At 46.3% G+C, this 16,699-nt stretch carries 9 protein-coding genes; 4 read left to right on the forward strand and 5 right to left on the reverse strand.

The window, feature by feature from the left end; all coding sequences use genetic code 11:
- Window positions 1-142: 142 nt before the first annotated feature.
- The 5 genes from VMW01_10830 to rbfA form a co-directional block, all read right to left on the reverse strand.
- Window positions 143-1,051: a type IX secretion system membrane protein PorP/SprF gene (locus tag VMW01_10830; protein ID HUW06742.1), complete on the reverse strand. Its 909-nt coding sequence runs from the start codon at window positions 1,049-1,051 to the stop codon at window positions 143-145.
- 72 nt (window positions 1,052-1,123) lie between these two features.
- Entirely contained in the window at window positions 1,124-9,604 is an 8,481-nt protein-coding gene (locus tag VMW01_10835) for a gliding motility-associated C-terminal domain-containing protein (protein HUW06743.1), read from the reverse strand.
- Window positions 9,605-9,937: 333 nt separating this feature from the next.
- Complete coding sequence (locus VMW01_10840) at window positions 9,938-11,179, reverse strand: FtsX-like permease family protein (GenBank protein ID HUW06744.1); 1,242 nt, start codon at window positions 11,177-11,179, stop codon at window positions 9,938-9,940.
- 3 nt (window positions 11,180-11,182) lie between these two features.
- The gene (locus VMW01_10845) at window positions 11,183-11,953 is read right to left on the reverse strand and encodes a class I SAM-dependent methyltransferase (protein HUW06745.1); all 771 of its coding nucleotides are present in this window, start codon (window positions 11,951-11,953) and stop codon (window positions 11,183-11,185) included.
- A gap of 119 nt (window positions 11,954-12,072) precedes the next feature.
- Entirely contained in the window at window positions 12,073-12,411 is a 339-nt protein-coding gene (gene rbfA / locus VMW01_10850) for a 30S ribosome-binding factor RbfA (GenBank protein HUW06746.1), read from the reverse strand.
- Between the two features lie 107 nt (window positions 12,412-12,518).
- Here rbfA and VMW01_10855 point away from each other — a divergent pair, with 107 nt between their 5' ends.
- From VMW01_10855 to metK, 4 genes are all read left to right on the forward strand, one after another.
- A complete protein-coding gene (locus VMW01_10855) occupies window positions 12,519-12,953 on the forward strand; it encodes a YqaA family protein (protein ID HUW06747.1) in 435 nt (144 codons plus the stop codon).
- 255 nt (window positions 12,954-13,208) lie between these two features.
- Window positions 13,209-14,198, forward strand: coding sequence for a tryptophan--tRNA ligase (gene trpS / locus VMW01_10860; GenBank protein HUW06748.1), 990 nt, complete (start codon window positions 13,209-13,211; stop codon window positions 14,196-14,198).
- A gap of 15 nt (window positions 14,199-14,213) precedes the next feature.
- The gene (locus VMW01_10865; protein HUW06749.1) at window positions 14,214-15,239 is read left to right on the forward strand and encodes an NAD-dependent epimerase/dehydratase family protein; all 1,026 of its coding nucleotides are present in this window, start codon (window positions 14,214-14,216) and stop codon (window positions 15,237-15,239) included.
- A gap of 168 nt (window positions 15,240-15,407) precedes the next feature.
- Window positions 15,408-16,658 (forward strand): methionine adenosyltransferase, encoded by a 1,251-nt coding sequence (gene metK / locus VMW01_10870; protein HUW06750.1) that lies wholly within the window; start codon window positions 15,408-15,410, stop codon window positions 16,656-16,658.
- Window positions 16,659-16,699: the final 41 nt, after the last annotated feature.

The raw sequence follows: 16,699 nt of genomic DNA on the forward strand, positions 1-16,699 counted from the left end.
CCATCTGTAAGATACATTTTATAAAGAATAGCGGCCATATCCTTTTCTGGGATAATGTCGCTACGATTGCTACAGCCAGAAAGAATAATGGCTCCAATTAAAAACAGGAAAAGTGATCTAAACATTTTTTTTGTGAGCAAACTTACTTAATATTTTCGAAAAGCACGCCGATCATAATCTCGTGGGTACCGCTGTTATAGTGGCTTAGTGCAGTAAATGAGTAGTCGTATGAATAGCCAAACATATACTTGTTGTCGTGGATATAGCCAATCAAGATTGATGCAGCATCTTTCCACCGCAGCGAAAGGCCACCCCAAACCTTGTTACGATATGTGATTTTACCATCAAGTTCAAACACAACGGGAGAAGGGTTCATGTATTTTATCAGCAGTGATGGTTCGAGCTCATAGTCGCGAGTCAGGTAGAACTTATAGCCTCCTGCCAGAATGAAGTGTTGTTTCAACTTGTTGATCCCCACTGCGTCATTGTTAAAGTTGAGCTTATTACCCAGCAGTTGCAATGCCGAAATACCAACGTAGTAGTACGATGAATACATGTAGAAGCCAATGGATGCATCAGGGGCCAATGTCGACTTGGTTGAGGTAAAGAGTGCCGGGTCGTTGGTAATGTTTTCATCGCCAAAGTCAATTTTGCTCCCGTCAACTTTGTACTGCAAAAGTCCAAAACTCAGACCTCCAGAAAGGCGAATCTCGTCGGTCATTCTAATATTGTAGGCATAGCTACCCGACAATCCAAGCCTACTGGTTGGACCGGTGATATCGCTGTAAATCATTCCTCCAAACCCCATATCTTTTTTGGCGTGGGGACCATAAACGCTAAGGCTATAGGTTTGTGGCGCATCCGGAATACCAATCCACTGGTAGCGGTTGTTGGACCTAATTTGAAAGTAGTTGTTGGTTCCTGCCACCGCCGGATTGATAATATACGGGTTAAACATATACTGTGAATACTGGGGAATTTGTTGACCCCAAGCATCCGTAAGTATGCCAGAGCAAAGAACCGTTAGTACTATCAAGTAAAACTTTTTCATACCCACCTATTTCGTTTCTTTTGGACTTTCCTTGTTTTTAATAGAGTCCCGGGGCAAAGCCCCGGGGTATTTCTAGCGTAATATAGTTACAGAGCCAACTTGTGGTCCATAGCCTTCCTTGTTGAACTTAATCACGTAGTAGTATGTTCCCACTGGTAAATCTCCTCCACTAATTGCTTTACCATTCCAAGGCTTTTCATAGCCTTTGGAGTAGAAAACCCGTGAACCCCATCGGTTGAAAATTTCTACCTCAATCTGGGGGAATAGCGCACTAATTGGCACACCGGTAACATCCCATATTTCCCAAGTATCATGTATACCATCGCCGTTGGGTGAAAATGCATTTGGAATATTGATAAGCTTTAGAACCTTAACAGGAACGGCTACACTGTCGACACAACTAGTAGCTGTATCCTCGGCCATGGCGTATATCTGGGTATAGCCCCACTTGCTGTTTTGCTTGTAGAAAGTGTAGGACTGAGGAACCAGAATGTTGGAAATGCTATTATCAACAGGGTTGAATAGGGCCGGATCCTTCCAGTAGTACACGACGTCCATATTCGCTGTAGTAATATCTGAAGCAACTTCATAGGGCGAATTAGCTAGCACAACTAATGTATCCCCATCAAAGTTGAAGTCTTTAATTATCTCAACTCCAATCTTCGGATAAACTGTAACTAGCGCCGTAGCAAGATCTTGACACTCACCAGTGTTATCTGTCAGTAATAGATTAAAGGTTGTTAACGTGTCAATTATTGCTTGTGCCAGTGGTTGTCCATTGTAGGCACTTAGGTCAATAGATGTTCCTCTTGCATTAAGGCCAAACCACTGATTTAGTGACATGTTTATGTCGCTGCCGCTAGCCATGAGTGATATTTGGACACCAGCGCAAACAAATGGTTTGGTAATAATGGAAGCATGAAGTCTTGTGGTATAAGGCACATAGAATGTCTGACTATATGCACAGGCCTTTGAATCCACAACATTTAATCGATATCCAATCTGTTTACCGTTGCTATCGAAGGAGCGCAGGTTGTCAATATTCAAATCTGTATCAGCAATTTGAGGAATATTGGGATCGTCGGTTACAACAGTCCAAGAGTAGGTATATCCTGGGGTTGCACCGTTTACAGTGGCATTAATTTGCCCAATATCATATCCTCTGATTTTACATACCGCCGAGTCAATAACTGCCGAGGCATCCCACATTGGCGGTCCGGTAATTGAGAATGGTTGGGTAAGGTTACAGCTATTTTGGTCCGTAATGGTAAGTGAGTAAGTACCTATTGGTAAATCGGTCCTGTTAAGATCGGTGGTACCATCATCCCAACTGTAAGTGTAGGTTGGCACACCACCAGCAACATTAACCACTAACGAACCGGTTGAATCGGTAGGACAAGTTATATCGCTAACAGAGGATGGATCGAGTGTTGCCGTAATCTTTTCCGGAGCATCTTGGAAGTTGATTGGGTTTGCCGTATAGGCCACCTTACATCCATTACCATCTTTCACATATACGTTATAGTCGCCGGGTAAAAGATTTGTGAAAATATTGGACGATTGATATGTCACGTCGTTATCAACAGAATAATCGAGTGAACCTGTTCCGCCACTGGCATTAATGGTAATCGCGCCCTGATCCTTGCCTGCACAAATATCATAGGTAGGAGTATCAACGCTGGAAATAACTATTGCCGGAGCATCATTTATGGTCACCGCTGGAAGAACAATAATTCTACCAGTGGGAACATCTGTCACCGTTGCAACATAGGTTCCTGGATCCAAATTTTTATAACCGTTGCCATCATATTTGGCGTTCATTTCGGTATTATAATCTATGCCATCCTTGGTCCAGCTTACGGTTGGGTTGGAGCTACCGTATATGGTCAGGGTTATGGTTCCATCACTCACACCATTACAAGTAAGGTCTGTTGATGTAATGGTTGCACTGAAGTCATTAAGAAGCAAGTCGGTGACTGTTGCGCTACAGCCATTATTGTCGTTAACTGTAACGGAGTAGTTCCCTGCAGCTAATCCTGTAAACACGCCTGTGGTATTGGATGTACCTCCGGGAGTCAACACATAGGTGAGTGTGCCTGTTCCTCCAGTTGCTGAAACATCTATTTCACCGTCATTTCCAGAAGGTGTAGGCTGAATAAGCTGGTCAACCGTAATTACTATCTGATTGGGCTGTTGAACTTGAGCAAGGGTGCCGGTAATACAGTTGTTGGCATCGTTCACCTGAATACTATATGTTCCACCGGATAAATTTGTGAAAATATTGGTATTACCCCATGTTGCACCACCATCGATGGAGTAAACAATCGTTCCTGTTCCACCGCTGGTAATAATCTCAAGAGCACCATTGGTATTTCCATAACATCCAGTTACATCAGTAATATTAACAGCATCGATATGGAGTGTTGTGGGTGAAACTAGCACTATGTTTCCTGTAGTCACTGGACCACAACCAAGGCTATCAGTAATGGATACAGTGTAAGTTCCTCCTCCAAGACCAGTAAATATGCCAGTAATATTGGTAGCACCGCCGGGACTGAGCACATAGGTGTAATGTCCTGTTCCGCCAAGCGCTGTAACGGTTATGGAGCCCAACGTAGTACAGGTTGGGTCAACAGACGATTGCGATCCGATTGTAACTGGGGCTGGAGCAACTAGCGTAACGTTGGCCAAAGCGGTACAACCCTTGGCATCTTTTACGGTAACCGTATGTGGCCCTGGGGTAACATTATTAAAGGTAGGTGTAGTTGTCCAAGCGCCGCCGTCAAGTTTGAAAAGTTTTGGAGAGAGGGCAGAATATGTTCCACCAGTAGAGGTCGCCACAATTTTTCCATCCCAAATAGTCATTCCACTACAGCTAGGGTTGGTAGGATTGAGTGTTATTGTGAGCACATCTGGTTCAAATATGTTAACGGTATCGGCAAACATACATCCATTTGCATCTTTAACAAACAGGTAGTAGTCGCCACCGGCTAAATTGGTTGCCGTATTGGTTGCTCCAAATGTTGCCCCATCATCGAAGCTATACTGGTATGGAGGTGTTCCACCGGAAGCGGTGATTGTAATTGTTCCATTAACGTCACCGTTGCAGGTAATATCTGTTTTAACAGAAGTTGCTGTAAGTGCAGTGGCTTCCGATATGGTGAATGGTCCTGCAATCACTGGTCCGCATCCATTGACATCTACCACCTCAACGGTATAGGTGTCGGGAGCCAAACCGGTGAAGGTGCCAGAGGTGTTCGAGGCAATAATGGTGGCAGTACCATCCTTCAGATTAAAGGTAAGAGGTGCTGTTCCTCCAGAGGCAAGAACGGAAATAGTTCCGGTGTTAGAGCCAAAGCAGCCGGAGTTGGAGGCCGAGCTGGCATCGATGCTTATGGCGGCTGGATCCACAATGGTAATTGCATTGCCATTAGCAGTACAGCCATTGGCATCTTTCACAACAACATTGTATGTTCCACCTGTCAATCCTGTAAAGAACCCAGTTGTGTTGGCAAAGGTTGTTCCACCATCAATGGAGTAATCATAAGGTGCCGAACCGCCACTCACAACAATGGTTATGGTTCCGTCGTTGGCTCCATTACATGTTACATTGGTAAAGTTCTGTGAGGTATAGGTTATGGCTGTTGGTTCCGTTAGGGTAACCGGGTAGTCCAGTGTACAGAGGTTGGCATCGGTAACGGTAACGGTATAACTGCCAGCGGTTAGTCCGGGGAATAGCCCAGTTGCTTGTCCTGGACCGCCATTGAGCGAGTAGGATAATGCTCCGGTGCCTCCGGTGGCCACTACGTTAATTTGTCCATCGTTGCTACCATTGCACGAGATGTTGGTGGTAGTTGTAGTTGGATCTATAACAATTGGTGGTGGACCGGCAACGGTGAGTAAACTTCCGTTTTTGATACAGCCATTATCATCCTTAACTGCTACCTGATAGGTGCCTACGCCAAGGTTATTAAAGAAACCGTCGGTTTGCCATGTGGTTCCACCATCGATGGAGAATTGCAGATCGCCGGTGCCGCCAGTAGCTAACACCACGATTGATCCATCAGTGTTATACCAGCAAACAGTAACATCGTCAACAATCTCGGCCGAGATGGTAATTTTTGAGGGCTCGTTGATGGTGTTCGGCCCAACCGTTGTGGTACAGCCGTTGCCATCTTTAACTATTACTGAGTAGGTTCCTGCAAACAGATTTAGAAACTCACCAGTTGCTTGCCATGTTGTTCCTCCGTTGATGGAGAAGCTAAATGGTGGCACGCCTCCAGTAACCTTAACTGTGATCGATCCGGTATTGTCTCCATTACAGGTAGTAACATCCTGCCATGTTCCACCATCGGTGGCAATGGCCGCAGGTTGAAGTATTTTGGCAATAGAAGCTACAGTTGTACATCCATTAGCATCCCTAACCTTAAGCGAGTAGGTTCCGGCTGTAAGACCAGTGAAATCGGGACTTGCCTTCCATGATGATGAGGTGCCTCCAAGGATAGAGTATTGGTATGGTGGTGTTCCACCTGAAGCGGTGAAGTGAATTTCACCGTTCGCGCTACCGTTACACGTTAGATCTTGTGTGGTAAAGGTAAAGGTTACCTGAGCAGGTTGGGTAACGTCGAGCAAGCTGCCAGTCTTTAAGCAGTCACTGGCATCTTTTACCATTACTTGATATGTACCCGCTGCCAAATTGGTGAAGTTGCCAGTTGCTTGATAGGTTGTTCCACCATCGATGGAGTAGGAGAGCACACCAGTTCCACCACTGGCTACAATGGTAATGCTGCCATTGGTATTGCCAAAGCAACCGGTAACGTTAACTACCGTTTCGGAGGTTATAATTATGGCTGGTGGCTCGGTAAGGGTAACTGGTACGGTTGTGGTACATCCATTTGCATCCTGAATGCCAACGGTATGGTTACCTGCAATAAGACTGCTAAAAGTGGCTGATGCGCCATAAGTACCACCATCAATATTGTAGGAGTAGGGTGAAGTGCCACCGGCGGCAGCAACTGTTACTGCGCCATCGTTTCCCCCATTGCAGGTAAGATTGGTTTGGGAGGTGATGCTACCTGTAAGTGCTGATGCAGGTTGGGTAATGGTAACCGGAACATCAAACGTACAGCTGTTTGCATCACGAACAGTAACGGTATAGCTACCGGCAATAAGGGTACCAAAAGTACCACTAGCCTGATAAGCGCCTCCATTGAGACTATATTGGTAGGGTGCAGTTCCACCAGCACCGGCAACAGTTACGGAGCCAGAATTACCACCAAAGCAACTTACATTTGTCTGTGCAGAAATTGCAGCTGAGAGTGATGCAGCTGGTTGAGTTATGGTAACAGGAACATCTACTGTACAACTGTTTGCATCTCTTACAGTAATAGTATATGAACCAGCAATTAAAGTTGCAAAGGTTCCACTTGCTTGGTAAGCACCACCGTTGAGACTATATTGATAAGGTGCAGTACCTCCAGTGCCTGCAGCTGTAACTGTTCCTGTATTTCCTCCAAAGCAGGCAACGTTGGTTTGCGAAGATATACTACCAGATAGTGCGGCTGCCGGTTGTGCAATGGTAACCGGTATGGTTGCTAAACATCCATTAGCATCTTTAACGGTAACGGTATAGCTTCCTGCTGCTAAACTACTAAAGGTGCTTGTTGCTGCATAGGCACCACCATCGAAGCTATATTGATAGGGTAATGTTCCATTAACTCCCGTAACGGTAACCGATCCGGTTGAAGCACCGAAGCAGGCAACATCGGTTTGTGATGAGATACTCCCTGTAAGTGCATTTGCAGGTTCCGTTATGTTTACTGCAACATCGTATGTACACGAATTGGCATCACGAACGGTTACGGTGTAGGCACCTGAGGTAAGTCCATTGAATGTTCCACTTGCCTGATATCCTCCACCGTTAAGGCTAAATTGGTAGGGAGAAGATCCCCCCGTACCGGTTACAGTAACGGAGCCCGTGTTGTCGCCAAAACACAGAACGTTAGTTTGGCCCGTAATAGAACCGCTTAATGCTGTGGCTGGTTGAGTAATAGTAACGGGAACATCAAATGTACAGCTGTTTGCATCACGAACAGTAACAGTATAGCTACCTGCTGCAAGGGTGCTGAACGTTCCGCTTCCTTGGTATGCGCCACCGTTTAGACTATATTGATATGGAGATGTACCACCCGACCCGGCAACGGTAACCGATCCTGTTGAGGTTCCGAAGCAAAGAACATTAGTTTGGGAAGGAATGCTACCACTTAGAGCAGTGGCCGGTTGGGTAATGGTTACGGGAACATCGAATGTACATCCGTTAGCATCTTTCACAGTTACAGTATAAGCACCGGTAATTAAGGTTCCAAATGTTCCGGATACTTGAAATGTTCCACCATTTAAGTTGTATTGATATGGAGATGTACCACCTGCTCCGGCAACGGTAACTGAGCCATTATTTCCGCCAAAGCAGCTAACGTTGGTTTGGCTCGATATGGAGCCAGACACCGGGGTTGCAGGTTGAGTGATAGTAACCGGAACATTATAGGTACATCCATTGGCATCCATTACTGTAACGGTATAACTCCCTGCAGTAAGTGAAGAGAAAGTTCCAGATGCTTGGTATGTTCCGCCGTTGAGGCTATATTGGTAGGGAGCGGTTCCACCCGATCCCGCAACAGTCACTGAACCGGTATTTCCACCATTGCAGGCTACATTTGTTTGCGATGTAATGCTGCCCGTTAGAGTTGTTGGTTCAGTGATGGTTACTGGAACGTCGTGGGTACAGCCATTGATATCTCTTACTGTAACGGTATAACTCCCTGCTGTGAGTGTAGCGAAAGTTCCAGATGCTTGATATGCTCCACCATTTAAACTGTATTGATAAGGAGATGTTCCCCCTGAACCTGCCACCGTAACCGAACCATTATTACCCCCATTGCAGCCAACGTTGGTTTGGGCGGTAATGCCTCCACCTAATGCGGTTGGTTGGGTAATGATTACCGGTACGTCATATGTGCATCCGCCTGCATCTTGAACTGTTACAGTGTATGATCCTGCGGTTAAGGTACCAAATGTTCCCGATCCTTGATAAGCACCACCATTAAGGCTATATTGATAAGGAGATGTTCCGCCGGATCCCGCTACTGTCACAGAGCCATCATTCCCACCGTTACAGCTAACGTTGGTTTGAGACGAGATTGACCCTGAAACACCACTTGCGGGTTGGGTTAGAATGTAAGGAGGAATGGAGAAAGTACATCCATTAACATCCTGCACGGTAACGGTGTGGCTCCCTGCTGCCAATCCATTAAAGGTGCCGGAGGCTTGGTAGGAACCACCATCAATATTGTACTGGTATGGGGATGTGCCGTTAGTTGCCGTAGCTGTTATGGAACCGGTGAGAGCACCAAAGCAGAGAATATCGGTATGGGCAGTTATGGAGCCGCCCAGCGCAACCGGGTCGATGATGGTGAGTGGACCTTGAGTTACCGGGCCGCAGCTGTGGCTATCATCTACATCTACGGAGTAGTTAACACCAGCAGGTAGTCCTGTGAACGTTACGCTACCACTACTAGTTTGGCTACCGAGGACTGTTGCGCCGTCCTTTAGAGTGTAGGTATAGTTGGTGGTTCCACCGCTGGCGGTGGCAGTGACCTTACCATCGTTGGCACCGTTGCAGGTGATGTTGGTTGTCGAGGCGACTAGAGTTAGTGGGTTAGGTTGATTGATTGTGTAGCTGCTAGTTTGTACTGTGCCACTGCCGTCTTTAACACTAATAATGTATGTGGCAGCTCTTAAATTTGTAAATACTGCAGGGGTAAGATCTGTAATTATTTGAGTGAAATTATATGTTATATCACCCAAGTCAAAAATCTGATAGGTATAGTTTGGAGTACCTCCAGCAACCGTTATAGTTAACGTTCCATCACTCAATCCAAAGCAGCTAACGTCTGTTCCTATTGGGTTTATAGAGGAAACGCCACTTCTTAATGGGCCACTTGTTCGTTGAGGTAAACTATTTCCTATTACAGATGTGGCAGGAAGTAATTCAACTTTGGAAGAACGCAGGTTGGGCTCTGTTATGAGGTTTTTTTCAGCATTTACAGATATTACTACGGAAGGAAAATGTATAGCGGTTTTAATTTGCTGTTTATCGGAACCAAGGAAGACTAGTTTTCCCTGAAAGGAATTTGTAATTTGATCCTTAATCACAAATAGACCAGAAACAAGCAAAGAAGATGATTTTCCCCCTTGCAACGATGGTGCAAATTTCTCGGTCCCCTTCCATGTAAGATTATTACAGTAGGCTTGGGCCGTAATGGATACCACTGCACCTTTCTCCGTGAATGATTTTTTGTTGAAAACAACATCGTTGCTGAGTGTTGGTACACCCGCACCTCCATTGCCACCGCTGGTAAGCGACCAGTGGGAGCCATCGTTCCAGCTACCGCTACCGTTAACCCAGTAAAGCGTTTGAGCCGAAAGGATTGCTGCGGAGAAAAGCAAAAAACAAAGTAAAAAGGAGAGCCGGAGAAGAGTAGATAATCTTTTCATATGGTGGTGCTTTGTTTTCGGTTGTTGATAACTTTACATTACAATGTTAATAAAAAACCTTGTTGTGGTAAACAGTTGCTTAAGAAAAAACGTAGCAAATTGCTCTGTTTACCAGCAATTACCCATGCAAACTATTCTTAATGCGCCGTAAACATTACTGTTTTAACAACTCATTCATTTATCAAAATGAACCTAAAAATTGTAAAAAAGCCCTAAAAATCACGTTGGTTCCTAGGACATTTCATGCTTCTACGTTGTTTCAGCACCTTTAGTTTTAGCCGAAAAATAGATTTTACCCCTCGACTAATCATCGTTTAATTACAAATTTGATTTTTAGTGCAGCTCCGCCTGAATGTTTTCGTTGGAGAATAATCGCTTCCGGCTAAACCACAACGGAATTTTTGCAGCAAGAAATCCGATTACTACCACTGTTATGAAAACTGCAAGAATATCAACCCACTCAATTTTAACCGGATAGGAATCTATCACAAACGACCCTGTGCCCGATAGCTTAAGAAGCTTAAACTGCTGCTGGGCAACACAAATCCCAAGGCCGGCTACAATTCCTCCCACTGCTCCAAGCATGGAGATAAACCATCCCTCCAGCAGAAAAATGCGCTCAATGGTTTTGGAGCTGGCTCCTAATCCGGCAAGCACGGCTACATCGTGCTTTTTCTCCACCACCAGCAGCGAGAGCGACATAATTACGTTGAACGATGCTACCAGCAGTATGAAGGAGAGGATGAGAAATGCCACCACCTTTTCCGACTTCATAATGCGGTATAGCACCTCGTTCTGCTGGAAACGGTTGAGGACCTTATACCGACTCCCAAGCAACTTTGCCACCTGAAGCTGTACTGATTGTAGGTCGGCATTGGGCTTCAATTTAATTTCAATTGAGGTAACTTCGTTGGTATATTCCAATATTTTCCTTGCAAAGGTTATTGGCACAAGAATATACTTGGCATCGAAGTCGGGTGGAATGGAAAAGATTCCGGAAGGGTATAGGTAATCTTTATTAAATGCTTTTTCTGGATTTAGCGAGTATTCCTCGGTCCGCTTGGGCATGTAGACAAAAATGGGGTCGGCAAAATTTATATTCAACCCCAGCTTGTAGGCAACCCCTTGCCCTACCACTGCCAAGTTAATATCGCCGTGCTTGAGCTTAAACTGGCCGTCAATCATCATGGTATCGATTCCCGAAATACCGCTGTAGTTGAGGCTAACACCTTTCATCACCCCCACCTGCTGCCGGTCAGCATACTTAAAGAGGGCGTTCTCCTCCAACACCTCAGCCATGTTGGCAACGCCTTTAACTGAGGGTATCTTTTGAATTTCGGGAGCATTGCCCGCAAAGGTTTTTCCCTCCACCAGCACCACCTTTAGATCGGGGTCGAAGGAGTTGAAGAGCGACTTTACCACCTCGTTGAAGCCATTGGAAACCGACATTACCACCACCAAAGCAAGCGCTCCAACCCCAACCCCCATGGCGGAAATCCCGGTAACGATGTTAATGGCGTTGTGCGATTTTTTGGCAAACAGATACCTGCGGGCAACGAAGAGAGGAAAGTTCATGCTTTACGATGGCTTTTGGCAAAAATAAACTATTTCGTCCAATGGAAGTGCATAGCGGTGTGCCAGTGCCGGATCGAGCTCGGCAACAAACCTATCCTGAGTAACCTTGAAGCCGGCTGCCTCCAGCTTGGAAGCGTAGTCGCGCCCGTAGAGGCGAACGTGGTCGCGCTGCCAGTAGTGCTTTTCGCGAAGTGCAGGGGTGTTAAAGGCTGGATCCTCCAGCGTTGTTTCACGGGTGTAGTCCACAGGAACCTGAAAAATACCCCAACCTCCCGGCTTCATCACCCGAAAGAATTCACGCATGGCTAAGTCGGCCTCGTCCACGTGCTCTAGCACATGGTTGCAAATGATGGCCTCGAAGGTGTTGTCGTCGAAGGGGATTTTTCGGATATCCATCTTCACGTCGGCCCAGGGCGAAATGAGGTCGCCGGTGATGTAATCAATGTTCTTTTGGTTCTTAAACCGCTTGATAAAGCAGTATTCGGGAGCAACGTGGAGCAGCTTCACCTCCACGGTAAAGAGGTTCGTCTTGGTTTTTAGGTAGAGCCACAGCAGCCGATGACGTTCCAGCGAAAGCGAACCTGGTGCCAAGGCGTTTGCTCTGCTGCTAACCCTGCCGTAGGGAAGCAGCCGGCGGTATGTTCTTCCATCAATGGGATCTTCAAACTTGTTCCCACGCATAAAAAATCCGACAATCTGCAGCATTTTGTGCGCCACCAGCTGAAGGATGTGGCGGGGAATAAATCGGGTTATAAAGCTAATTAGGTGCTTCATTATGGGGAGAGAAAGGTTAGAAGTTAAAGGTTAAAAGAATTCACTACACACAGTTCACTATTGCCTTCGGCGACCTCTCCGGCAGATGCCGGATCGGTTCACAGATTACTATTCACCAATTACTCTTTCAGCAAATTTTCAATATTCTCAATGTAGTCGAGGGAGTCGTCGATAAAGAAGGCCAGCTCGGGCACTATGCGCAGCTGGTTTTTCACCCGCTTACCCAGCTCGTGACGAATTTGCTTAGTGTGGGTTCTAATCAGTGCTAAGGTAGCATCTTTGTCGTTGCTGGGAAATATGCTGAGGAAGGTTTTGGCAAAGCTGAGGTCGGGGCTAACCCTTACGCTGGTAACGGTAACCATCTTTCCGAAAAATAGCGCCTGTCCCTCCTTCTGAATAATTTCACCTAGGTCGCGCTGTAGTTGGCGGGCTACTTTCTCTTGTCGTGTCGAAGTCATCTCGTTTTTATTTTAGTAGGCAAAGGTAATACATTGATTACGAATTCCCATTGGAGACTTGGTTGGGGTGGAAAAAAGAGCGACATTTGAACACTTTTTTTTGACAAGTGACAGGAACCCTTAGCTACTTAAGCCTTTTCGTTGTTTCCTTTGGTGCGGCAACCATTATTCCAATGGGCAGTGAGCCGCTCTTTGGCTATCTGGTAGTTGCTGGTTGGGATGCCACACTTCTCGTGCTGGTGGCCTCAATAGGTAACTGGCTTGGGGGACTTACCACCTACCTCCTTGGCTTTCTGGGTAAATGGGAAACGCTTACACGCCTCTTTCGGGTAAACCCTTCCGATGCAGAGCGTTGGCGGGAGCGAGTTGCCCGAAAAGGACCGTGGTTTGCACTGCTCTGCTGGGTTCCGTTTATTGGAGACCTTATTGCTCTTGCGCTGGGGTTAGCTAGGGCAAAGCCTTTTCCAGTTGCTCTATTTATGCTCGTAGGAAAATTTGTGCGTTATGTGCTGCTTGCTTTTATTATTCTATATTATTCTTGAAAGTGTTGAAAATGGAGGGATTCTGAAGTAATCAATGCCATTAGATAAGCTAACGTGGTTGAAATGGGGTAAGAGTCAAGTCATCCTGATGATAAAAGCAAAAATTAATGACGCGGCAACTCCTCCGATGATAGCCAAATGCTGAAGTGCTAATTCGCTAAATTCCTAACTGCCTATCTCTTTTCATTCTCTTTTGTTACTTTTGTCACCTATTGACAATTCTTCTGGAATAATCACGAGAGAAAAACATATACAATGGAAACTGTTGTTAGCGGCATAAGGTCGACCGGTAACTTGCACTTGGGCAACTACTTTGGAGCATTGAAGAACTTTATTGAGATGCAGCACCATAACCACTGCTTCTTCTTTATCGCCGATTTTCACATGCTCACCACTCACCCTCACCCCGACGATTTGCACGGCAATGTGAAGCAGGTATTGTCGGAGTATTTAGCGGCAGGGCTCGATCCCGAAGTGGCCACCATATACCGCCAAAGCGACATCCATGAAATTCCAGAACTATACCTACTAATAAACATGAACGCCTACATTGGTGAGCTGGAGCGCACAGCATCGTTCAAGGATAAGGTTCGCAAAAATCCGGAGAATGTAAATGCGGGATTACTCACCTATCCGGTTCTTATGGCTGCAGATATCATGATACATAGGGCCTCGAAGGTACCAGTTGGGAAGGATCAAGAGCAGCACCTTGAGATGACGCGTAAGTATGCTCGCCGCTTTAACACCATATACAATGTTGACTATTTTCCGGAACCAGTTCCCTACAACTTTGGCAGGGAGCTAGTGAAAATTCCGGGGTTGGATGGTTCAGGCAAAATGGGCAAGAGCGAGGGTAACGGTATTTTCCTCTGCGATGCACCAGAGGTGATACGCAAAAAGGTTATGAAGGCTGTAACCGATACCGGCCCAACCCAACCTAACTCTCCGATTAGTGAGCCTGTACAGAACATTTTCACCATCATGGAGGTTGTGTCAGCACCAGATACGCTTAGCTATTTTAAGGAGAAGTACGCCGATTGTTCTATTCGTTACGGTGATCTTAAGAAGCAGCTGGCGGAGGATATTATTAAGGTTATTTCTCCCATCGGTGAGCGTATTAAGGAGATTTCGGCAAACGACGCCTACCTCAAGAAGGTGGTAAACGAGGGAGCCGAAAAGGCGCGAGTGAGCGCACAGAAAACGCTTTATGATGTTCGTGAGGCCATGGGATTTAAACCATTTTAGGGAAGGGAAACTGTTTTGCAACGCGCACTGGTAACCGGAGGAACGGGCATGCTTGGCAGCCATCTTATTCTATCGCTCTTGGAGCGAGGAGATGAGGTTACCGCCATTGTACGTAGCAAGGAAAGCATTGAAAAGGTTAAGCATATTTTTCGCTTCTACCGTAGCGAAGGTGTCGATGAGCTCGTTGAGCGAGTAAGATGGGTTGAGGGTAGCCTTGCCTGCTATACTTTTGTGGAAGAGCTTATTGTCCAATGCGATTTATTATACCACTGCGCCGCCACTCTTTCGTTTAGTCCACTTCGGAAAAATGAGGTAATTCAGTTCAATACTGAGATAACCGCCAATATTGTTGATGCCGCTTTGGAGCATGGCAAGCGAATGATTCACGTTAGCTCCATTGCATCGTTGAGTATTCCAACAAATGGGGGTGTGGTCGATGAGCATTGCCGTTGGAAATCGACTAAGGGGGAGAGCGGCTACTCCATAAGCAAGTTTTACTCCGAGATGGAGGTGTGGCGTGGCATTGAGCAGGGACTTAATGCTGCCATAGTAAATCCAGCAGTAATCATTGGACCGGGAGACTGGCGAGCAGGAAGTCCTTATTTTTTCAGGGCTGTTAGCACTGGCTTGCCATTTTATACCATTGGGGGAACGGGATTTGTAGACGTTCGTGATGTTGTTGCAGCCTTAACTTCCATTGCTGATAAAAATATTTCCGGTGAAGGTTTTGTGCTGGTGGGGGAGAATGTCCTCTACCGTGATTTTTTAAGCATGATTGCCGAGGCAATTGGGAAGCGAACTCCATATATAGCCGCCAAGCGATTTCTATTGGGCATTGGCTGGCGGTTGGAATATCTACGCAGCCTACTAACTGGCTCCGAGCCAATCGTAACCAAGGAGCTGGCCAAAACCGCCAACCGGTTTACTCACTACTCGGCCAAAAAGGCCAACACCTGGCTCAACATGGAGTTTCGTCCACTTAAGGAGATGGTGGAGCATACGGGAAAGTGTTTTGTTTCCGACCATTTGATGCACAAGTAAAAAAACTACTTGTTTTTCTAAAAGTTATTATCTTTGCCCCACAGTTTGTGGATGGATTTGACTGCTTGCAACCACGGTAAAAAACGCTAAAACGCTTGTTTCCCAGCCATTGTATTCCAATCGAGGTCCCTCCGCGCTTTTTTGTTAACCCCTATTAATTTTTTCTCAATGGGATATTTATTTACCTCTGAGTCCGTTTCGGAAGGACATCCGGACAAAGTTGCGGACCAGATTTCAGACGCCATTCTTGACGAGTTTCTTCGCAGGGATGCAGAATCGAAGGTTGCATGTGAAACCTTAACTACCACTGGGCTTGTTGTAATTTCTGGTGAGGTTAAAACGGAAGCCTATGTTGACGTTCAGGGAATTGCCCGCGCAGTTGTAAACCGCATTGGCTACACCAAGGCCGACTATATGTTTGACGGGAACTCCTGTGGTGTTATCTCTACCATACACGAGCAGTCGGCCGATATCAATCGCGGGGTGGTGAGAGCTTCGCAGGAAGAGCAAGGTGCCGGCGATCAGGGAATGATGTTTGGCTATGCTTGCAGGGAGACTGAGGACTACATGCCACTGTCGGTGGTGCTGTCACACGTGCTACTCATGGAGATGGCTGCCATCCGCCGAGAAGGGAAAGTGATGACCTACCTGCGCCCAGACTCCAAGAGCCAGGTGACGGTTGAGTATGGTGACGATAATAAAATTAAGCGCGTTCACACCATTGTTATCTCAACTCAGCACGACGAGTTCGATACTGATGAGAAGATGCAGGCCAAAATTAAGGAGGACGTAAAGAGCATTCTTATTCCTCGGGTTAAGGCCCTATTCAATCCATCAATTCAGGCCTTTTTTGACGGAAATTATATACTCCATGTTAACCCAACCGGCAAGTTTGTAATTGGTGGCCCACATGGCGATACGGGATTAACCGGTCGTAAGATAATTGTGGATACCTATGGCGGAAAGGGTGCACATGGTGGCGGTGCCTTCTCGGGCAAAGACCCTTCAAAGGTTGACCGCTCTGCAGCCTATGCAGCCCGCCACATTGCCAAAAATATGGTTGCGGCTGGTGTTGCCGACGAAATACTGGTGCAGGTTGCCTACGCCATTGGCGTTGCTCAGCCGGTTAGTATCTTTGTAAACACCTACGGAACAGCACATGTAAGACTTACCGATGGCGAAATTTCGGAAAAAGTTGCTGCGCTATTCGACCTTCGTCCAGGCATGCTGGTGGAACGGCTCAAGCTGAAGAACCCCATCTATGAGGAGACCGCAGCCTATGGCCACTTTGGGCGCAACTACTTGGTTAAGCCTGTTCGATTTGTGGTAAACGGCAAGGAGGAGTTCCGCAACGTGGAGTTCTTCACCTGGGAAAAGGTCGACTACGTGGAGAAGGTGAAGAAGACCTTTGGGTTATAGAATTCAATTAGGTTCAATATTGAAATTAAATTGAGGGGTAG

The organism is Williamwhitmania sp. (assembly GCA_035529935.1).
In the GTDB taxonomy this organism is placed as follows: Bacteria; Bacteroidota; Bacteroidia; order Bacteroidales; family Williamwhitmaniaceae; genus Williamwhitmania.

Bases quoted from the DNA above. Each gene is read 5' to 3' on its own strand.
- VMW01_10840 (HUW06744.1), bottom strand. From the start codon at position 11,179: ATGAACTTTCCTCTCTTCGTTGCCCGCAGGTATCTGTTTGCCAAAAAA.
- VMW01_10845 (HUW06745.1), bottom strand. From the start codon at position 11,953: ATGAAGCACCTAATTAGCTTTATAACCCGATTTATTCCCCGCCACATC.
- metK (HUW06750.1), top strand. From the start codon at position 15,408: ATGGGATATTTATTTACCTCTGAGTCCGTTTCGGAAGGACATCCGGAC.
- VMW01_10835 (HUW06743.1), bottom strand. From the start codon at position 9,604: ATGAAAAGATTATCTACTCTTCTCCGGCTCTCCTTTTTACTTTGTTTT.
- trpS (HUW06748.1), top strand. From the start codon at position 13,209: ATGGAAACTGTTGTTAGCGGCATAAGGTCGACCGGTAACTTGCACTTG.
- rbfA (HUW06746.1), bottom strand. From the start codon at position 12,411: ATGACTTCGACACGACAAGAGAAAGTAGCCCGCCAACTACAGCGCGAC.
- VMW01_10830 (HUW06742.1), bottom strand. From the start codon at position 1,051: ATGAAAAAGTTTTACTTGATAGTACTAACGGTTCTTTGCTCTGGCATA.